This is a genomic window from Pseudomonas sp. P5_152, from assembly GCF_033989915.1.
Lineage (GTDB): Bacteria > Pseudomonadota > Gammaproteobacteria > Pseudomonadales > Pseudomonadaceae > Aquipseudomonas.
The window spans coordinates 2,015,896-2,033,539 of the sequence record NZ_JASFAH010000002.1; the positions used below are offsets into that span (position 1 = coordinate 2,015,896).

The following is a 17,644-nucleotide window of genomic DNA, read 5'->3' on the forward strand; positions in this document are numbered from 1 at the left end:
GGTTTAAGCCTGTTCCAACGAGGTTTCAACACGGGTGGCGGTGGCTGGAACTTTCCCGGCCGCTACCAGACGCTTGTGCTGCTCGGCTTCGATGCGCTCGATCACGTCGACCGGCACCATATAGCCCTGATCATCACGCGCAGCGTGGATCACGAAGTACACCACGGTGCCGACCAGACCGAAGGCGGCCAGCCACCAGATGTGCCAGATCATCGCGAAACCGAACACTGTCAACAGTGCGCCCATGACCACACCGGTGGCGGTGTTGTTTGGCATGTGGATCGGTTCGTAACGGCTTGGCGCCTGGTACGCAGTACCGTTTTCCTTGGCTTCGGTGAACGGATCGATCACATCGGCTTTTGGCAGTACGGCGAAGTTGTAGAACGGTGGTGGCGAGGAGGTCGACCATTCCAGGGTGTGGGCATTCCACGGGTCACCGTGTTCGCACATGTTTTCTGGCTTGTTGCGATCACGCACGCTGACGTACAGCTGGATCAACTGGCAGGCGATGCCGACAGCGATCATCACGGCGCCGAACATGGCGACGTACAGGTACGGTACCCATTCCGGGTTGGTGGTGGCGTTCAGGCGACGGGTCATGCCCATGAAGCCCAGGACGTAGAGCGGCATGAATGCGACGAAGAAGCCGGTGATCCAGAACCAGAATGCAGCCTTGCCCCAGCCTTCGTGCAGCTTGAAGCCGAACGCTTTCGGGAAGTAGAAGCCAAAACCTGCGATGTAGCCGAACACGGCGCCGCCGATGATCACGTTGTGGAAGTGCGCGATCACGAACAGGCTGTTGTGCAGGACGAAGTCAGCACCCGGGATGGCCAGCAGTACGCCGGTCATGCCGCCGATGGCGAAGGTCACCATGAAGCCCAGGGTCCACAGCACTTGGCTGGTGAAACGCAGGCGGCCCTGGTAGATGGTGAACAGCCAGTTGAATAGCTTCACACCCGTGGGGATCGAAATCAGCATCGTCGCCAGGCCGAAGAAGGCGTTGACGCTGGCACCCGAACCCATGGTGAAGAAGTGGTGCAGCCAGACCATGAAACCGAGGATCGAGATCGCGCCCGAAGCGTAGATCATCGAGTGGTGGCCGAACAGTTTCTTGCCAGTGAAGGTCGAGATGACTTCGGAGAAGATCCCGAACGCCGGCAGAATCAGGATGTACACCTCGGGGTGACCCCAGGCCCAGAACAGGTTGACGTACATCATCGGATTGCCACCAAGTTCGTTGGTGAAAATGTGGAAATCCATGTAACGGTCAAGCGTCAGCAGTGCCAGGGTAGCGGTCAGGATCGGGAACGAAGCGACGATCAGGACGTTGGCCCAGGTGCAGGTCCAGGTGAAGATCGGCATGTCCATCAGCTTCATGCCCGGGGTACGCATTTTCAGCACGGTAGCCAGGAAGTTGACCCCCGTCAGCGTCGTACCTAGCCCGGATAGCTGTAGCGCCCAGATGTAGTAATCCATCCCCACGCCCGGACTGTATTGCAGGCCCGACAGCGGCGGATAGGCAACCCAACCGGTCTTGGCGAATTCGCCAACGCCCAGGGACAGGTTGATCAGCACCACGCCGGAAACCAGCAACCAGAAGCTCAAGGAGTTCAGGAACGGGAAGGCAACGTCACGCGCGCCGATCTGCAGCGGCACTGCAAGGTTCATCAGGCCGGTGAAGAATGGCATCGCCATGAAGATGATCATGATCACACCGTGAGCGGTGAAGATCTGGTCATAGTGTTCAGGAGGCAGGTAGCCCGGCGAACCCTCGGTGGCCATGGCCAACTGGGTACGCATCATGATGGCGTCGGCAAAACCGCGCAGCAGCATGACCATGGCGACGATGATGTACATCACGCCAATTTTCTTGTGGTCGACCGAGGTCAACCACTCGGTCCACAGGTAGGTCCACTTCTTGAAGTAGGTGATTGCAGCGAACAGCGCCAGACCACCGAGCGCGATCATGGCGATGGTAATCATCACGATCGGTTCGTGGAACGGGACCGCTTCCCAACTTAATTTACCAAACATCGTTTACTCCTCTGCCCCGGCAGCTGAATGCGATTCCATGTCCGTAGCGGCCACTTCTTTCTCTTTCTTCTCGTGCTTGACCTTCGGACCCGGTTTCATCCCTTCGTACTTGTCGACGATGATCTGGAACAGGTTCGGCGTAACCGAGGAGTAGAGCTCGACTGGGTTGTTCTGGCTCTGCTTGGAAAGGGCTGCGTATTCAGCTTGTTCAAGCTGTTTAGGTGCCTTTTTGACTTCGCTTACCCAGGCGTCGAACTCTTCCTGGGTGGTGGCGATTGCCTTGAATTTCATACCGGTGAAACCAGCGCCGCTGTAGTTGGCGGAGATACCGTCCATTTCAGCGTTCTGGTTGGCGATCAGGTGCAGCTTGGTCTGCATGCCCGCCATCGCGTAGATCTGGCCGCCCAGGCCCGGGATGAAGAACGAGTTCATCACGGCGTCCGAGGTCACCTTGAAGTTGATTGGCGTGTGCGCCGGGAACACGATCTTGTTGACCGTGGCGATGCCTTGTTCCGGGTAGATGAACAGCCACTTCCAGTCCAGCGCGACCACTTCGATGGTCACCGGCTTGACGTCGGACTCCAGCGGACGGTACGGGTCCAGGGCGTGGGTCGATTTGTAGGTGACGTAACCCAGGGCAATGATGATCAGAACCGGGACAGCCCACACTGCGATTTCGATCTTGGTGGAGTGGTTCCACTTGGGCGTGTAGGTGGCGCTGGTGTTGGACGCACGGTACTTCCAGGCGAACAGGAAGGTCATGACGATGACCGGAACCACGACCAGGAGCATCAGCAGCGTTGCGGTGATGATCAGGTTTCGCTCGTCCAGGCCGACCTGGCCCTTGGGATCGAGCAAGGTCATGTTGCAGCCTCCCAGCAACAGCGTGCCGAGCAGCGGCAATAAGCCTAGTAGTCTGGGGTACCTGTTTTTACTCATCTCACGACCTCTAAAGCAGCTTGCGCAATGCAGTTGGGTTTCGATCGCCAACACTTCACCCTGCCAAGGGTTGGCATTTTTCTTGGATTGAATAAGGGCTTGCCCGTCACGCGTTAAACGCTGATTGACACATCCTGGGCCAGCGGTGAGTTCTTATTCGAATTCGTGGTCAAAGGCCTTGTTACAGACCAATTCCATTTGGTGCGGATAATTGGAAAGGCACCGACACCTGGGGTCGCACGAAGCTATCGAACCGCTCCTCGACCACCCTTCTCTGCTCAGGGGTGAGCAGTGCCGGAATTTCAGTGCGGGCGATTGTAGATATGTAACGTTTTATAAACCATGTCTCATCTCGAAATAATTTTTATCGGATACGGCAACAATCATTAACCAATCCTGTAAAGATTGCCGATTTTATCGCGATTCATTCTCAACAAGAACCCCAAAAATTGTAGGCCTACTGTGCGCAGTTCAGACAGCTTCCAGGCCCAAGCTCGGTCCGCCATGCTCGCCAAAGCCCCCTTTTCACAAGGCCTGTGGCGATTCGCCGGAGCCTGTTAAAACTGCCTGTCGCGGCATTCTTGCTGGCTTTTGGCCAAGACCGGTGCCGGGCAGATCTTTGTATCTTTTCATGCCAAAATACGAAGCTTGAAATGAGTTGCGACACTTGAGCTGTGACAACATGTCGCACACTCGCCGCACCCTCGATTGCCCCACATCACGAACTTTTTACTGGCGCGCTGAAACGTCAAACGCCCCGGCCTCTTTCGAGGACCAGGGCGTTTTTTGTGCAACGACGGTGGTTGAGGGTGTCGGCCTCAGTTCAGCTGTTTGCGGTTGCGCGAAACCAGCAGCGGCACCAGGACCACGGTCAGGACGAAGGCCACCAGGGCCCACTGCGCCAGCGACAGGCCGAGGATCGGCGGATAAGGCGTGGAGCAGAAACCGTCGACCTGGAAGCCCAGCGGGAAGATCTTCGCCAGTGGCAAGCCATCGACAATCGGCTGCAGGACATCAATACCGCAGCTCACCGATGGATAGAACTGGGTGTAGACGTGATGGGCCGCGGTGCCCGCCCCCGCCAGGGCAAAGATCACCACCAGGGTCTCGAACACCGTGATGCTGCGTCGGGTGCGCATGGCCGCGCCGGCGAACGCACTGAGAGCGATCAGCAGCAATGCATAACGCTGCAGGATGCACAGTGGGCACGGGGCCTCGCCCAGCACGATCTGCATGTACAGCGCGCCCCCGATCAGCGCCAGGCAGATGATGCCCAACAACACCAGAAAGCGCCGCTCACGGCCCAGGCGCATCGAATCCTCGTTCATTCCCGTTTCCTTCGTCATAAATCAGGCTATGGCCGCCAGTTTACACGCCAGGCGTGCGTATGCAGCACGTGGCGTGGTGTCGGACCTTTCGCTGGGAATTAACGGTGGGGGGTATTAACAGCGGATTAACCCTTGGAGTCTGTGTTGACGCGCATGACGCCATCGCGAGCAAGCTCGCACAGTGAATCTGTGGGACCAGGCCAGGCGGCGCTCCGCTTGCCCGGGATGGCGGTGGGTCAGGGGGCATAAATGTTGGCTATGCCGGCCTCATCGCGGGCAAGCCCGCTCCCACAAAGATACTCCAACGCAGGAAAGCAGGCCGGCCGGTAGGCCGCCTCGCCTGCCCTTGCCACTCAGGCCGACCGGCAGGTCGCCGTGCTTTTGCTCTTGATCCACCCGCCCCATCGGCAGGCTGAGCGAAGGTGTCCATCAGGGGGGAGGCGCGGAGCGCCGTGCGGCGAAGCCGCATACATCGAGAGGAGGTGCTGCGAAGCAAACCGGAGGCGATGCCCCCGGATGGATACCGTAGCGAAGGGACCCCGAGCCTTAGCGAGGGGCCGAACGCCTGGGGCAAAGACCTTTGGTTACTTTGGGGCGTTTGCCAAAGTGACCCGCCGTAAGGGCGGAACCATTAGCCGCCACAACCGCAGCAATGGATATACCTCAAATCCAAGATCAAAAGATCACAACCTTCAGCAGCTCCCACAGACCCTCAACACCATAGAATCTCCCACAACTGACCTTGCCTCGACTAAAGACTGGTGGAAGCGAGCCTGCCCGCGATAGGGGCGACTCGGTCTGACCAAATCGCCCCTTTGCCGTTACTCCAGCGCCGCAGCCGGCCCAAAGAACTCGTAACGGCTCTGGCTCTCCGGCACACCCAACGCCTTGAGGTGACGCTTGATCGCCGCCATGAAACCCTTGGGCCCCAGGAAGTAGGCATCCAGGTCCCGTTGCTCGGGCAACCAGTTGCCCAACTGCTCCTGGCTCAGCAACCCGACCTGGTCAGCCGCCGGGCTGACCCCGTCATCTTCGGCGTAGCAGTAGAAGCGCTTGAGTTGCGGATGACGCGCGGCCAGGGCGTCGATCCAGTCACGGAAGGCATGCACCCCGCCGTTGCGCGCGCAATGGATAAAGTGCACCGGCCGCTCGGTTGCCAGGGCCGCTTCGAGCATGGCCAGGGTCGGGGTGATGCCCACCCCGCCGCTGATCAGCACTAGCGGCTTGTCGCTGGCCGTCAGGGTAAAGTCGCCAGCAGGCGGGAACAGCTCGATGCGGGCGCCGACCTGGAACTGGTCATGCAGGTAATTCGAAGCGCGGCCGCCGGCTTCGCGCTTGACGCTGATGCGGTACTGGCCGTCGGTACCCAGGGACGACAGCGAGTAGTTGCGACGAATCTCTTCACCGTCCAGCAGCAGCTTCATGCCGATGTACTGGCCTGGCTCTGCGGCAAGGATCGGGCCCTTGTCCGCGGGTTCAAAGTAGAACGAGGTGATTTCCGCGCTCTCCTCGACCCGCTGGGCCAGGATGAACTCGCGCGCCCCGCGCCAACCGCCGACAGCTTCGGCTTTCTGGTCGTAGATCGCGGCTTCGGCACCGATCAGGATCTCAGCCAGTTGGCCATAGGCCGCGCCCCAGGCATTCATCACTTCGGGCGTGGCGATCTCGTCACCGAGCACTTCACTGATGGCGCGCAACAGGCAACTGCCAACAATCGGATAGTGCTCGGGAAGAATCTGCAGGGCCACATGCTTGTTGATGATCTTCGCCACCAGATCGCCCAACTGGTCGAGCTGGTCGATGTGCCGGGCGTACATCAGCACGCCATTGGCCAGGGCCCGGGGCTGGTCGCCGCTGGCCTGGTGCGCCTGGTTGAACAGCGGGCGCACCTGCGGGTATTCGCTGAGCATCATGCGGTAAAAGTGGGTGATCAGGGCTTCACCACCGCTTTCCAGCAGTGGCACAGTGGATTTGACGATGGCACGGTCTTGAGCGCTAAGCATAAGGGGATGAACTCCTGAACGACTGCTTTTAATGGATTACCCTTTGGATATCAGTTTCCATGCCAAGAACTAAATCGTTATAGATCAATGACTTGATTAATATGTAGTCATAACGACCCTTGGGGTTTTATAGTCACCTCGACTACATGGAGTCAATATGACTGCAAAATCCCTGCTGACCACCCTGCTGCCGCTGGTCTCTGACCTGTCCCGCGAACTGCCCGAAGGCGAGCGCTACCGGCGCCTGCTGGAAGCCATGCGTGCCCTGCTGCCCTGCGATGCCGCCGCCCTGCTGCGCCTGGATGGCGAATGGCTGGTGCCGCTGGCCGTCGACGGCTTGAGTACCGACACCCTGGGCCGGCGCTTCAAGGTCAGCGAGCACCCGCGCTTCGAGGCGCTGCTCAGCAGCCCTGGCCCGACACGCTTTGCCGCCGACAGCGAGCTGCCGGACCCTTATGACGGCCTGGTCGATGGCCTCGACGAGCACCTGGAGGTCCACGACTGCATGGGCTGCCCACTGTTTATCGATGAACGGCCCTGGGGCTTGCTGACCCTGGATGCGCTGGACCCGGAACGCTTCGAACCCATCGAACTGGATGCCCTGCAGGCCTTCGCCAGCCTGGCAGCCGCCACGGTCAACGCCGCCGAGCGCATTGAGCGGCTGGCCAATCGGGTCGAAGACGAGCACCAGCGGGCCGAGGTCTATCGCCAGGCCAGCGGCCAGCAGGACCGCGAAATGATCGGCCAGAGCAAGGCGCACAAGCGCCTGGTGGAGGAGATCAAACTGGTGGGCGGCAGCGACCTGACGGTGCTGATCACCGGGGAAACCGGGGTCGGCAAGGAGCTGGTGGCCCAGGCAATTCACGCCGCATCAGCGCGGGCCCACAAGCCGATCATCAGCCTCAACTGCGCCGCCCTGCCCGATACCCTGGTGGAAAGCGAGCTGTTCGGCCATGTGCGCGGGGCCTTCACCGGTGCCACCAGTGACCGCCGCGGCAAATTTGAACTGGCCAATGGCGGCACCCTGTTTCTCGACGAAGTCGGCGAGTTGTCCCTGACAGTGCAGGCCAAGTTGCTGCGCGTCCTGCAAAGCGGCCAGCTGCAGCGCCTCGGATCGGACAAGGAGCATCAGGTCGACGTGCGCCTGATCGCCGCCACCAACCGCGACCTCGCCGAAGAAGTGCGCAGTGGCCGCTACCGCGCCGACTTCTATCATCGCCTGAGCGTGTATCCACTGCTGGTGCCGGCCCTGCGTGATCGCGGGCGCGATGTGCTGCTGCTCAGTGGCTATTTCCTCGAACAGAACCGCTCGCGCATGGGCCTCAACAGCCTGCGCCTGTCCAGCGATGCCCAGGCCGCGCTGCTGGCCTACAGCTGGCCGGGCAATGTCCGCGAACTGGAACACCTGATCGGTCGCAGTGCCTTGAAGGCGCTGGGCAATTCCCGCGAGCGGCCGAAGATCCTCAGCCTCAGTGCGATCGACCTGGACTTGCCCCACGACACCCTTGAGATCAGCACAGTGCCTCCGCCCGCCGCACCTGCGCCAGCATTGGAGATGAACGGCGACCTGCGCCAGGCCACCGAGCAGTACCAGCGCCAACTGATCAGCGCGTGCCTGGAGCGCCACCAGCACAACTGGGCCAGCGCCGCCCGCGAACTGGGCCTGGACCGGGCGAACCTGGGGCGAATGGCCAAGCGGCTGGGCATGAAGTGATCGCCCCCAACGGTATTGCCAAGCCGAATGAACGTCCTGCGGCCGTTGACGCAGCCTCGCGGGCTCGGCAGCGGCGACAAAGGTCGTACCGGCCCTAAAGCCTGCCGCCGACAAGTCGATAACCCGTTATCAATAGTTGTCGGCGCTCCCGCGATCCTCCGCCACCTTTTCCACAGAAGGTTTTTATGTCCTCCACCAAAGCCCGCGCAGATTCACTTTCGCTTCTGCTGTTTACCTTGCGCAGTGGCAAGCTGATGGCGATCAACCTGCTGAAAGTCAGTGAAATCATCCCCTGCCCGCCGCTGACCCGGCTACCGGAGTCGCACCCCCACGTCAAAGGCATCGCCACCCTGCGCGGCAACTCGTTGTCGGTCATCGACCTGAGCCGCGCCATCGGCGAGCGGCCCCTGGCGGACCCGGACGGTGGCTGCCTGATCGTCACTGACGTCAGCCGCTCGAAACAGGGCCTGCACGTACAGGCGGTGAGCAAGATCGTGCACTGCCTGACCTCCGACATTCGCCCGCCGCCGTATGGCTCGGGCGGCGGACGTTCGTACATCACCGGCGTGACCTCGGTCGATGGCACGCTGGTGCAGGTGCTGGACATCGAGAAGGTCATCCACGGCATTGCCCCGGAGCCGGTGCAAATGGCGCCCACCGAGTTGAGCATGGAAGATGCCGAGTTGCTGGGCAACGCGCGCATCCTGGTGGTCGACGACAGCCAGGTGGCGCTGCAACAGTCGGTACACACCCTGCGTCACCTCGGGCTGTTATGCCACACCGCCCGCAGCGCCAAGGAGGCCATCGACTGCCTGCTGGAACTGCAAGGCACCGCGCAGCAGATCAACCTGATTGTCTCGGACATCGAGATGTCGGAAATGGACGGCTACGCCTTCACCCGGACCCTGCGCGAAACCCCCGATTTTGCCCATCTCTACGTGCTGCTGCATACCTCCCTGGACAGCGCGATGAACAGTGAAAAAGCCCGACTGTCCGGGGCCAATGCGGTGCTGACCAAATTCTCCTCGCCGGAGCTGACCCAATGCCTGATCGACGCCGCCAAAGCGGTGGCGCAGCAGGGTCATTGAGCCGTGGTCCAGGCTTACTGCCTGTTAATGCGCCGCGAACTGGCCGGCCCCCTCGCGCCCTGCGCCTGGCCGGCGGGTATCAGCCTGACCAGCTACCAACCGGCGATGGCCGAGGCGGTGCATCAGTTGCTAGAGGCCGGCTATCGCCAGGGCGGCGGTCAGGTCTCGGCCCTGGCTACCTGGCGCGAACGTTTTGAGCGCGACCCCGAATACGATCCGCAACTGTGCTTCATCGCCTTCGACGCCCAGGGCCTGGTCGGCGTGATCCAGTGCTGGACCAGCGCCTACATCAAGCACCTGGTGGTGCATCCCCGCGCCCGGGGGCAGGGCTTGGGACGGGCGTTGCTGCTGCATGCCTTCAGCGTTTTCCAGCAGCGTCGCGAAAGGTTTGTCGATTTGAAGGTACTGGAGGACAACCATCGGGCTCGGCAGTTGTATGACAGTTGCGGCATGCGCCTGGTCCGCCGGGAACCCGTTCCAGACTGAGCACCGCCTCCCCCCACAACTGCATCAGGCATACTCCCTCTCCTACCCATCAGGAGTCCTGCCATGCGATCCCCTGCCCTGCTCTTCATCGCCCTGACCAGCCTCGCCCTCCACGCCCAGGCCTCGAGCCCCGACGCCTGGGCCGCCTACGACAAGGCGGTACTCGCCAGTTGCACCAAGGCCAGCCAGTTGAGCCACGCCAAGCCGGTGGGTAATGCCGCGTTGTTCGATGATCGCGTCGGCTACAGCGCCTTGCTGCTTGAGGGCCAGTACCCGCAAAAGCACATGACGGGACAGCGGGGCACGGAGCTGTGCCTCTACCACAAGAAAAGCAAGACCGCCTATGTCACAGAATGGGACTCGGTGCGCCCGGCCACCCAGGGTCAATGAATGGCGCACAACTTGCTTCGCACCAGGCCCCGGCGCTGTTTTTTTGTCAGCGCTGACGCTTTCGGACTGTGAACGCCCCCATGAACACATCGTTTTCCTGCGTAGGCTGCGGCAAATGCTGCAATGACCACCATGTGCCCCTGACTCTCGCCGAAGCCCGTATGTGGGCAGCGGATGGCGGCGCGGTGATCGTGCTGGTCGAAGGGTTCCTGGACAACGGCCTGGGCCTGCCGGCCGTGCAGCGCGAACACGCCCGCCGCCGTTCAATGGTGGTGCCCAGCGGTGACACCCACGCCTACGTGACGATTACCTTCGCCGCCTTCAATGCGGGCCGCTGCCGGAATCTTGACGAAGACAACCTGTGCCGGATCTATGAACGTCGGCCGCTGGTGTGCCGGATCTACCCGATGGAGATCAACCCACACATCCCCCTGACACCGGGAGCCAAGGACTGCCCGCCCGAGTCATGGCAGCAGGGGCCTGAGTTGATCGTCGGCGGCCAATTGGTCGACCCGGCGCTGGCGAGCCTGATCGAAGATTCGCGCCAGGCCGATCGGGACGACATTCAAGCCAAGGAAGGGATTTGCACACAGCTGGGAATTTGCACCGCAGCCCTCAAGGGCGACGGTTTTACCGCCTATTTGCCGGATATGGCCGCGTTTGCCGCCGCCATCGACCAGATTCAGGCCGAACCGCAATTGGCTGCGGTCGGGCAATGGCAGTTTCATCTGTCGGGGGCAGCGCTGGCCGATCAGGTGCAGGCCGCCGGAGCGCGGGTGACGACGGCCCAACCCCTGAATTACGCCTTTATCTCGTTGCAGGCGGCCTAGGCCGCAATGGCAGTGGCCTGATGACTACTGCGCAAGCTCAGCAAATCAGCGTTTGCCCATCGAGCGACGGGTACCTGGCGGCGCGGCGCCCGGAACCTTGGTGTGGCCATTCTTGGCGCCATTCTTGTACCACGGCTGATTGCCAGCCTTGGCGGCAGCCAGTTCACCTGGCTTGAACGGGAACTTGAAGGCCGGGATCGCGGCGTTGCTGTCGCTGTCGGCGCTGGAGTCGACGCTGTCTGGCAGGTCAGCCTGGTCGTCAGCCGCAGGCGCTTGTGTCGGGGAAGTCATGAATGCTCCGGGTGTAGCGTTGAGTCGCGCCCGGATGATGGGTCGCGAAAAGCCGGCAGTATAGCGGGAAGAGCAGCTTCAAGCTGCAAGCTTCAAGCTTCAAGCGCCTAGCTGTCCTCCCTGTCAGTTAGCCGTCACCCTGCTGACCGGATCGTGGGGCTATAACGGAGGCATACTGGCTACCTATCCGACCCACCGGCCCCGGCGATTGACCTGATGCCCAGCAAAAAAACCACGCTCCTGCTTGTCGCTACCCTCGTCGTGCTTGTCGCCGCCGGGGCCTGGACCCTGCTCCGGCCGGCTTCGAGCAAACTCGCCGCGCCGACGGCGGTGCCGGTGCGTGTGGTCAGCGTCGCGCAGCACGATGTACCGCGATATGTCAGCGGCATCGGCTCGGTGCTGTCGTTGCACAGCGTGGTCATTCGCCCGCAGATCGACGGCATCCTCACCCGCCTGCTGGTCAAGGAAGGCCAACGGGTCAAAGCCGGCGACCTACTGGCCACCATCGACGATCGCTCGATCCGCGCCAGCCTCGATCAGGCCCGCGCGCAACAGGGCGAAAGCCAGGCCCAGTTGCAGGTGGCCCTGGTCAATCTGCAGCGCTACAAGCTGCTGAGCGCCGATGACGGGGTGTCGAAACAGACCTACGACCAGCAGCAGGCCCTGGTCAATCAGTTGAAAGCCACCCTGCTGGGCAACCAGGCCACCATCGACGCGGCGCAGGTGCAACTCTCCTACACCCAGATACGTTCACCGGTGACCGGGCGGGTCGGGATTCGCACCGTGGATGAGGGCAACTTCCTGCGCATGAGCGATATTCAAGGGTTGTTCTCAGTGACCCAGATCGACCCGATCGCCGTCGAGTTCTCCCTGCCACAGCAGATGCTACCGACCTTGCAAGGCCTGATTGGCGCGACGCCCGCAGCCGCGGTCGACGCCTATCTGGGAGCCGATACCGACGGCCAGACCGGCAACTTGCTCGGGGAAGGCCACCTGACGCTGATCGATAACCAGATCAACGCCAACACCGGCACCATTCGCGCCAAGGCCGAATTCAACAACCCCGGGCAAAAGCTCTGGCCCGGGCAACTGGTGACGATCAAGATCCAGACCGCGCTGGACAAGGCGGCCCTGGTGGTACCGCCGACGGTGGTCCAGCGCGGCCTGGACCAGCACTTTGTGTACCGGGTGACGGATGGCAAGGTCGAATCGGTGCCGGTGCAGATGGTCTATCAGAACAGCGACCTGAACATCATCAAGGGCGTGCAGGCCGGTGACGTCCTGGTCAGCGATGGCCAGTCGCGACTCAAGCCGGGGAGCCGCGTGCAGATCCTCGACGAACCACCGGAACTGACCCAGGCCACCGTTTCGGAGCAGCAGCCATGACGGCCCGCAGGGGGATCAGCGCCTGGTGCATCGATCACCCGGTGGCCACCGTCCTGTTGACCTTCGCCTTGGTGCTGCTGGGCCTGATCGCCTTCCCGCGATTGCCGATTGCGCCCCTGCCGGAAGCCGAGTTCCCGACCATCCAGGTCAACGCCCTGCTGCCCGGCGCCAGCCCGGACACCATGGCCTCGTCGGTGGCCACGCCCCTGGAGGTGCAATTCAGCGCCATCCCCGGCATGACCCAGATGACTTCCAGCAGTGCCCTGGGTTCGACCAACCTGACCTTGCAGTTCACCCTCGACAAGAGCATCGACACCGCCGCCCAGGAGGTCCAGGCCGCGATCAACAGCGCTGCGGGCAAACTGCCCAAGGACATGCCGACCCTGCCAACCTGGCGCAAGGTCAACCCGGCCGACAGCCCGGTGCTGATCCTCAGCGTCAGTTCGACACAAATGCCCGGCACCGAACTCAGCGACTACGCCGAAACCCTGCTCGGGCGCCAACTGAGCCAGGTCGACGGCGTCGGCCAGGTCAACATCACCGGCCAGCAGCGCCCGGCCATCCGGGTCCAGGCCTCGGCCGACAAGCTCGCCGCCATCGGCCTGACCCTGGCCGACATTCGCCTGGCCATCCAGCAGACCAGCCTCAACCTGGCCAAGGGCGCACTGTACGGCGAGTCAAGCATTTCCACCCTGGCGACCAACGACCAACTGTTCCACCCCGAGGAATACGGCGAACTGATCGTCTCCTACAAAGACGGCGCACCGGTGCACCTGCGCGATGTCGCCCGGGTGGTCAACGGCGCGGAGGACGCTTACGTGCAGGCCTGGTCCGGCACGCAGCCGGGGGTCAACCTGGTGATTTTCCGCCAACCGGGGGCCAATATCGTCGAGACCGTCGACCGCATCCAGGCCGCGCTGCCCAGCCTGCAGGCAATGCTGCCGGCGTCGGTCGAGGTCAAGGTGCTGATCGACCGTACCCAGACCATCCGCGCCTCGCTGCAAGAGGTGGAACTGACGCTGTTGATCGCGGTGTTGCTGGTGGTGGCCGTGATGGCGCTGTTCCTGCGCCAGCTGTCGGCGACGCTGATCGTCTCCAGCGTGCTCGCGGTGTCGTTGATCGCCAGTTTTGCCCTGATGTATGTGATGGGCTTCAGCCTCAACAACCTGACCCTGGTGGCGATCGTGATTTCGGTCGGCTTCGTGGTCGACGATGCGATTGTGGTGGTGGAGAACATTCACCGCCACCTGGAGGCCGGCGACGACCAACGCGTGGCGGCGATCAAGGGCGCCAGCGAGATCGGCTTCACCGTGGTCTCGATCAGCTTCTCGCTGGTGGCCGCGTTCATTCCGTTGCTGTTCATGGGCGGGGTGGTCGGGCGCCTGTTCAAGGAGTTTGCCTTGACGGCCACCTCGACCATCCTGATTTCGGTGGTGGTGTCCCTGACCCTGGCGCCAACCCTGGCCGCCCTGTTCATGCGCGCGCCGGTGCACAATGCCCACGCCCGGCCGGGCTTCGGCGAGCGCCTGCTGGCCCTGTATGAGCGCGGCCTGCGCCGTGCCCTCGCGCACCAGAAAGTGATGCTGGGGGTGTTCGGCCTGACCCTGGCCATGGCCGTGGCGGGCTACGTGTTTATCCCCAAGGGTTTCTTCCCGGTGCAGGACACTGGATTTGTCCTTGGGACCACCGAAGCCGCTGCCGATATTTCCTATGGCGACATGGTGAAAAAGCACCTGGCGATGGCGCAGATCGTCGCCGCCGACCCCGCCGTGCAGGCGTTTTCCCACTCGGTCGGGGTTTCGGGCAACAACCAGACCATCGCCAACGGGCGCTTCTGGATCGCCCTGAAACCACGGGGTGAGCGCGATGTCTCGGCCAGCCAGTTCATCGACCGGATTCGTCCGCAACTGATGGCGGTTCCCGGCATCGTCCTGTACTTGCGGGCCGGGCAAGACATCAACCTCAGTTCCGGCCCCAGTCGGGCCCAGTATCAGTACGTACTCAAGAGCAACGACGGCCCGACCCTCAACGTGTGGACCCAACGCCTGACGGAAAAACTGCGCGGCATTCCGGCTTTCCGCGACATTTCCAACGACCTGCAACTGGGCGGCAGCATCACCCATATCACCATCGACCGAGCGGCGGCCGCGCGTTTCGGGCTAACCGCCAGTGATGTCGACGAAGCACTCTACGACGCCTTCGGCCAGCGCCAAGTCAACGAGTTCCAGACCCAGATCAACCAGTACAACGTGATCCTCGAACTGGACACCCGGCAACGGGGCAAGGCCGAAAGCCTGGCGTATTTCTACCTGCGCTCGCCCCTGAGCGGCGAGATGGTGCCGCTGTCGGCGCTGGCCCGCTTCGACGCACCGACCATCGGCCCGCTGTCCATCGCCCACGACGGCATGTTCCCCGCCGCCAACCTGTCGTTCAACCTGGCGCCTGGTGTGGCCTTGGGCGATGCGGTGATCCTGCTCAACCAGGCGAAAGCCGAAATCGGCATGCCGACCTCGGTCAACGGCAACTTCCAGGGCGCGGCCCAGGCATTCCAAAGCTCGCTGGCCAGCCAGCCTTGGCTGATCCTGGCGGCGCTGGTGGCGGTGTACATCATTCTCGGGGTGCTCTACGAGAGCTTCGTGCACCCGTTGACGATCATCTCGACCCTGCCCTCAGCCGGCCTCGGCGCCCTTATCATGCTGTGGCTGCTGGGCCAGGACTTCTCGATCATGGCGCTGATCGGCCTGGTGTTGCTGATCGGCATCGTCAAGAAAAACGGCATCCTGATGATCGACTTCGCCCTCGACGCCCAGCGCAAGGGTGGGCTTACGCCCGAGGACGCGATCTACCAGGCCTGTATCACGCGCTTCCGGCCAATCATCATGACCACCCTCGCCGCCTTGCTGGGCGCCCTGCCGCTGATGCTGGGCCACGGCCCCGGCGCCGAATTGCGTCAGCCATTGGGGATTGCCGTGGTCGGTGGCTTGCTGGTGAGCCAGGCGCTGACGCTGTTTACCACGCCGGTCATATACTTGTGGCTTGAACGGCTGTTTCATCGGCCTACACCAGCACCTGCGCTGGCGACTACACACTGAGGCGGGTCATGCGTGTCCTGATCGTTGAAGACGAAGAAAAAACCGCGGACTACCTGTATCGCGGCCTGACGGAACAAGGCTACACCGTGGACGTCGCCCCCGATGGCATCGAAGGCTTGCACCTGGCGCTGGAAAGCGACTATGCGGTGATTGTCCTCGACGTGATGCTGCCGGGGCTGGATGGCTACGGCGTGCTGCGGGCCTTGCGGGCGCGCAAACAGACGCCGGTGATCATGCTCACCGCACGCGAGCGGGTCGAGGACCGGATCCGCGGCCTGCGCGAGGGTGCCGACGATTACCTGGGCAAGCCCTTCTCGTTCCTCGAACTGGTGGCCCGCCTGCAGGCCTTGACCCGCCGTAGTGGCGGGCATGAACCGGTGCAGGTGAGCGTGGCCGACCTGTGGATAGATCTGCTCAGCCGCAAGGCCACCCGCGCTGGCATCCGCCTGGACCTGACTGCCAAGGAATTCTCCCTGCTCAGTGTGCTGGCCCGGCGCCAGGGGGAAATCCTGTCCAAGACCGCGATTGCGGAAATGGTCTGGGACATCAATTTCGACAGCGATGCCAACGTGGTCGAGGTGGCGATCAAGCGCCTGCGGGCGAAGATCGACGGCCCGTTCGAGGAAAAGCTGCTGCACACCATCCGCGGCATGGGTTATGTACTGGAGAGCCGACGTGCCCCGTAATTCCATTGCCCTGCGCCTGAGCGTCATGTTTACCCTGGTGGCGGCGCTGGTGTTCCTGTTGATCGGCTGGGCCTTGTATCAACAAGTCGACAAGGGCCTGGGCCTGTTGCCGGAAGCGGAGCTGGATGCGCGTTACAGCGTGCTCGAATCCACGGTGGGGCGTTACGGCACGCCGGAACATTGGGTCAAGATCAATAACAAACTCAAGCTGCTGGGTGAAGAAGACAAGCGCATCAGCTTCTGGATCATCAGTGGCGATCGCCACTACGAGTACGGCGATATCTCCCCCCAAATCCGGGCCTTCGCCGAGGGCCCGCTGGGCATGCGCGACCTGCAGCTGCCGGAGCAGCCCTACCCGCTGAAGGTGCTGGTCAGCCAGTTCCCGGCCAAGGATCAGCGCCCGCCGCTGCGCTTCATGATCGGCATCGACACCCAGGCCGTGCATGCCACCCAGCACCATCTGCTGATCGCCCTGATCAGCCTGGCAATCGTCGGCGTGCTGCTGGCATCGGCGCTGGGCTACTGGGTCGCGCGAATTGGCCTCAAGCCGCTGATCAGGCTGTCCCAGGAAGCGCAACGCCTGGCTCCACCGCTGCTGTCGGCGCGCTTGCAACTGTCGCCCTTGCCGCCGGAACTCGATCAGTTTGTCACCTCGTTCAACTCGACCCTGGAGCGGGTCGAACAGGCCTATACCCGCCTGGAATCGTTCAACGCCGACGTCGCTCACGAACTGCGTTCACCGCTGACCAACCTGATCGGCCAGACCCAGGTAGCCCTGACGCGCGGACGCTCGGCGGAACACTACTTCGAAGTGCTGCAATCGAACCTGGAAGAGCTCGAGCGGTTACGCTCGATCATCAACGACATGCTGTTCCTGGCCAGCGCCGACCAGGGCAGCAAGGCCACCAAACTCACCAGCACCTCGTTGGCCGATGAAGTGGCGACCACCCTGGATTACCTGGACTTCATCCTCGAGGATGCCCAGGTCCAGGTCCGGGTTAGCGGTGACGCCCAGGTGCGGATTGAAATCGCCCACCTGCGCCGGGCCTTGATCAACCTGCTGAACAACGCGGTACAACACACCGCACCCGGACAGGTGATCGAGGTGCGGATCGACGCCGAACACCATCAGGTTCGCCTTGGAGTGACCAACCCCGGCGAGCCGATTGCCAGCGAACACCTGCCGCGCCTGTTCGAGCGTTTCTACCGGGTCGACGCCTCGCGCAGCAACAGTGGCGCCAACCACGGCCTGGGGCTGGCCATCGTCAAGGCAATTGCGCTGATGCACGGCGGCGATGTGTTTGTGCGCAGTGACAAAGGGGTCAATACCTTCGGTATCTACCTGCCGATCTAATGGCATCCGCAGGCTGGGCGCGG

The 17,644-nt window shown here is 62.3% G+C and carries 14 protein-coding genes; 9 read left to right on the plus strand and 5 right to left on the minus strand.

What is annotated here, in order from left to right; translation table 11 throughout:
• Window positions 1-3: 3 nt before the first annotated feature.
• The 4 genes from cyoB to hmpA all read right to left on the minus strand — a co-directional run bounded on the left by cyoB (window position 4) and on the right by hmpA (window position 6,304).
• Window positions 4-2,034 carry a cytochrome o ubiquinol oxidase subunit I gene (gene cyoB, locus QMK50_RS09090; protein ID WP_095168915.1) on the minus strand — a complete coding sequence of 677 codons (2,031 nt, stop codon included), beginning with the start codon at window positions 2,032-2,034 and terminating at the stop codon, window positions 4-6.
• A gap of 3 nt (window positions 2,035-2,037) precedes the next feature.
• The gene (gene cyoA, locus QMK50_RS09095) at window positions 2,038-2,973 is read right to left on the minus strand and encodes a ubiquinol oxidase subunit II (protein ID WP_095168916.1); all 936 of its coding nucleotides are present in this window, start codon (window positions 2,971-2,973) and stop codon (window positions 2,038-2,040) included.
• Window positions 2,974-3,791: 818 nt separating this feature from the next.
• Window positions 3,792-4,301, minus strand: coding sequence for a disulfide bond formation protein B (locus tag QMK50_RS09100; protein WP_095168917.1), 510 nt, complete (start codon window positions 4,299-4,301; stop codon window positions 3,792-3,794).
• Between the two features lie 821 nt (window positions 4,302-5,122).
• Window positions 5,123-6,304 carry an NO-inducible flavohemoprotein gene (hmpA, locus tag QMK50_RS09105; RefSeq protein ID WP_159997865.1) on the minus strand — a complete coding sequence of 394 codons (1,182 nt, stop codon included), beginning with the start codon at window positions 6,302-6,304 and terminating at the stop codon, window positions 5,123-5,125.
• A gap of 157 nt (window positions 6,305-6,461) precedes the next feature.
• On the opposite strand from hmpA, the gene norR reads away from it, so the two are divergent.
• The 5 genes from norR (at window position 6,462) to QMK50_RS09130 (ending at window position 10,812) form a co-directional block, all read left to right on the plus strand.
• Window positions 6,462-8,018, plus strand: a complete 1,557-nt coding sequence (norR, locus tag QMK50_RS09110) for a nitric oxide reductase transcriptional regulator NorR (RefSeq protein WP_320332983.1) — start codon at window positions 6,462-6,464, stop codon at window positions 8,016-8,018.
• 185 nt (window positions 8,019-8,203) lie between these two features.
• Window positions 8,204-9,106, plus strand: coding sequence for a chemotaxis protein CheV (locus QMK50_RS09115; protein ID WP_095168920.1), 903 nt, complete (start codon window positions 8,204-8,206; stop codon window positions 9,104-9,106).
• 27 nt (window positions 9,107-9,133) lie between these two features.
• On the plus strand, window positions 9,134-9,592 hold the full coding sequence (locus QMK50_RS09120; RefSeq protein WP_413787294.1) for a GNAT family N-acetyltransferase: 459 nt from the start codon (window positions 9,134-9,136) through the stop codon (window positions 9,590-9,592).
• A gap of 63 nt (window positions 9,593-9,655) precedes the next feature.
• Complete coding sequence (locus tag QMK50_RS09125; RefSeq protein WP_320332985.1) at window positions 9,656-9,982, plus strand: hypothetical protein; 327 nt, start codon at window positions 9,656-9,658, stop codon at window positions 9,980-9,982.
• Window positions 9,983-10,062: 80 nt separating this feature from the next.
• Window positions 10,063-10,812, plus strand: coding sequence for a YkgJ family cysteine cluster protein (locus QMK50_RS09130; protein WP_320332986.1), 750 nt, complete (start codon window positions 10,063-10,065; stop codon window positions 10,810-10,812).
• 45 nt (window positions 10,813-10,857) lie between these two features.
• On the opposite strand, the gene QMK50_RS09135 is transcribed toward QMK50_RS09130, so the two are convergent.
• Complete coding sequence (locus QMK50_RS09135) at window positions 10,858-11,103, minus strand: hypothetical protein (RefSeq protein ID WP_159997873.1); 246 nt, start codon at window positions 11,101-11,103, stop codon at window positions 10,858-10,860.
• A 216-nt stretch (window positions 11,104-11,319) separates the two neighbouring features.
• On the opposite strand from QMK50_RS09135, the gene QMK50_RS09140 reads away from it, so the two are divergent.
• The 4 genes from QMK50_RS09140 to QMK50_RS09155 are packed head-to-tail and all read left to right on the plus strand — an operon-like array spanning window position 11,320 to window position 17,621.
• A complete protein-coding gene (locus QMK50_RS09140) occupies window positions 11,320-12,489 on the plus strand; it encodes an efflux RND transporter periplasmic adaptor subunit (protein WP_320332987.1) in 1,170 nt (389 codons plus the stop codon).
• A complete protein-coding gene (locus QMK50_RS09145; RefSeq protein WP_320332988.1) occupies window positions 12,486-15,581 on the plus strand; it encodes a multidrug efflux RND transporter permease subunit in 3,096 nt (1,031 codons plus the stop codon). The genes QMK50_RS09140 and QMK50_RS09145 overlap by 4 nt, the downstream gene beginning before the upstream one ends.
• Window positions 15,582-15,589: 8 nt before the next feature.
• Window positions 15,590-16,267: a heavy metal response regulator transcription factor gene (locus QMK50_RS09150; protein WP_320332989.1), complete on the plus strand. Its 678-nt coding sequence runs from the start codon at window positions 15,590-15,592 to the stop codon at window positions 16,265-16,267.
• On the plus strand, window positions 16,257-17,621 hold the full coding sequence (locus QMK50_RS09155) for a heavy metal sensor histidine kinase (RefSeq protein ID WP_320332990.1): 1,365 nt from the start codon (window positions 16,257-16,259) through the stop codon (window positions 17,619-17,621). Before QMK50_RS09150 ends, QMK50_RS09155 begins: the two co-directional genes overlap by 11 nt.
• Window positions 17,622-17,644: the final 23 nt, after the last annotated feature.

Excerpts from the sequence above, each read along its gene's own strand:
- QMK50_RS09140 (WP_320332987.1), top strand. The coding sequence starts at position 11,320 with ATGCCCAGCAAAAAAACCACGCTCCTGCTTGTCGCTACCCTCGTCGTG.
- QMK50_RS09100 (WP_095168917.1), bottom strand. The coding sequence starts at position 4,301 with ATGAACGAGGATTCGATGCGCCTGGGCCGTGAGCGGCGCTTTCTGGTG.
- QMK50_RS09135 (WP_159997873.1), bottom strand. The coding sequence starts at position 11,103 with ATGACTTCCCCGACACAAGCGCCTGCGGCTGACGACCAGGCTGACCTG.
- QMK50_RS09125 (WP_320332985.1), top strand. The coding sequence starts at position 9,656 with ATGCGATCCCCTGCCCTGCTCTTCATCGCCCTGACCAGCCTCGCCCTC.
- QMK50_RS09120 (WP_413787294.1), top strand. The coding sequence starts at position 9,134 with ATGCGCCGCGAACTGGCCGGCCCCCTCGCGCCCTGCGCCTGGCCGGCG.
- cyoA (WP_095168916.1), bottom strand. The coding sequence starts at position 2,973 with ATGAGTAAAAACAGGTACCCCAGACTACTAGGCTTATTGCCGCTGCTC.
- QMK50_RS09150 (WP_320332989.1), top strand. The coding sequence starts at position 15,590 with ATGCGTGTCCTGATCGTTGAAGACGAAGAAAAAACCGCGGACTACCTG.
- QMK50_RS09145 (WP_320332988.1), top strand. The coding sequence starts at position 12,486 with ATGACGGCCCGCAGGGGGATCAGCGCCTGGTGCATCGATCACCCGGTG.
- cyoB (WP_095168915.1), bottom strand. The coding sequence starts at position 2,034 with ATGTTTGGTAAATTAAGTTGGGAAGCGGTCCCGTTCCACGAACCGATC.
- QMK50_RS09115 (WP_095168920.1), top strand. The coding sequence starts at position 8,204 with ATGTCCTCCACCAAAGCCCGCGCAGATTCACTTTCGCTTCTGCTGTTT.
- hmpA (WP_159997865.1), bottom strand. The coding sequence starts at position 6,304 with ATGCTTAGCGCTCAAGACCGTGCCATCGTCAAATCCACTGTGCCACTG.
- norR (WP_320332983.1), top strand. The coding sequence starts at position 6,462 with ATGACTGCAAAATCCCTGCTGACCACCCTGCTGCCGCTGGTCTCTGAC.
- QMK50_RS09130 (WP_320332986.1), top strand. The coding sequence starts at position 10,063 with ATGAACACATCGTTTTCCTGCGTAGGCTGCGGCAAATGCTGCAATGAC.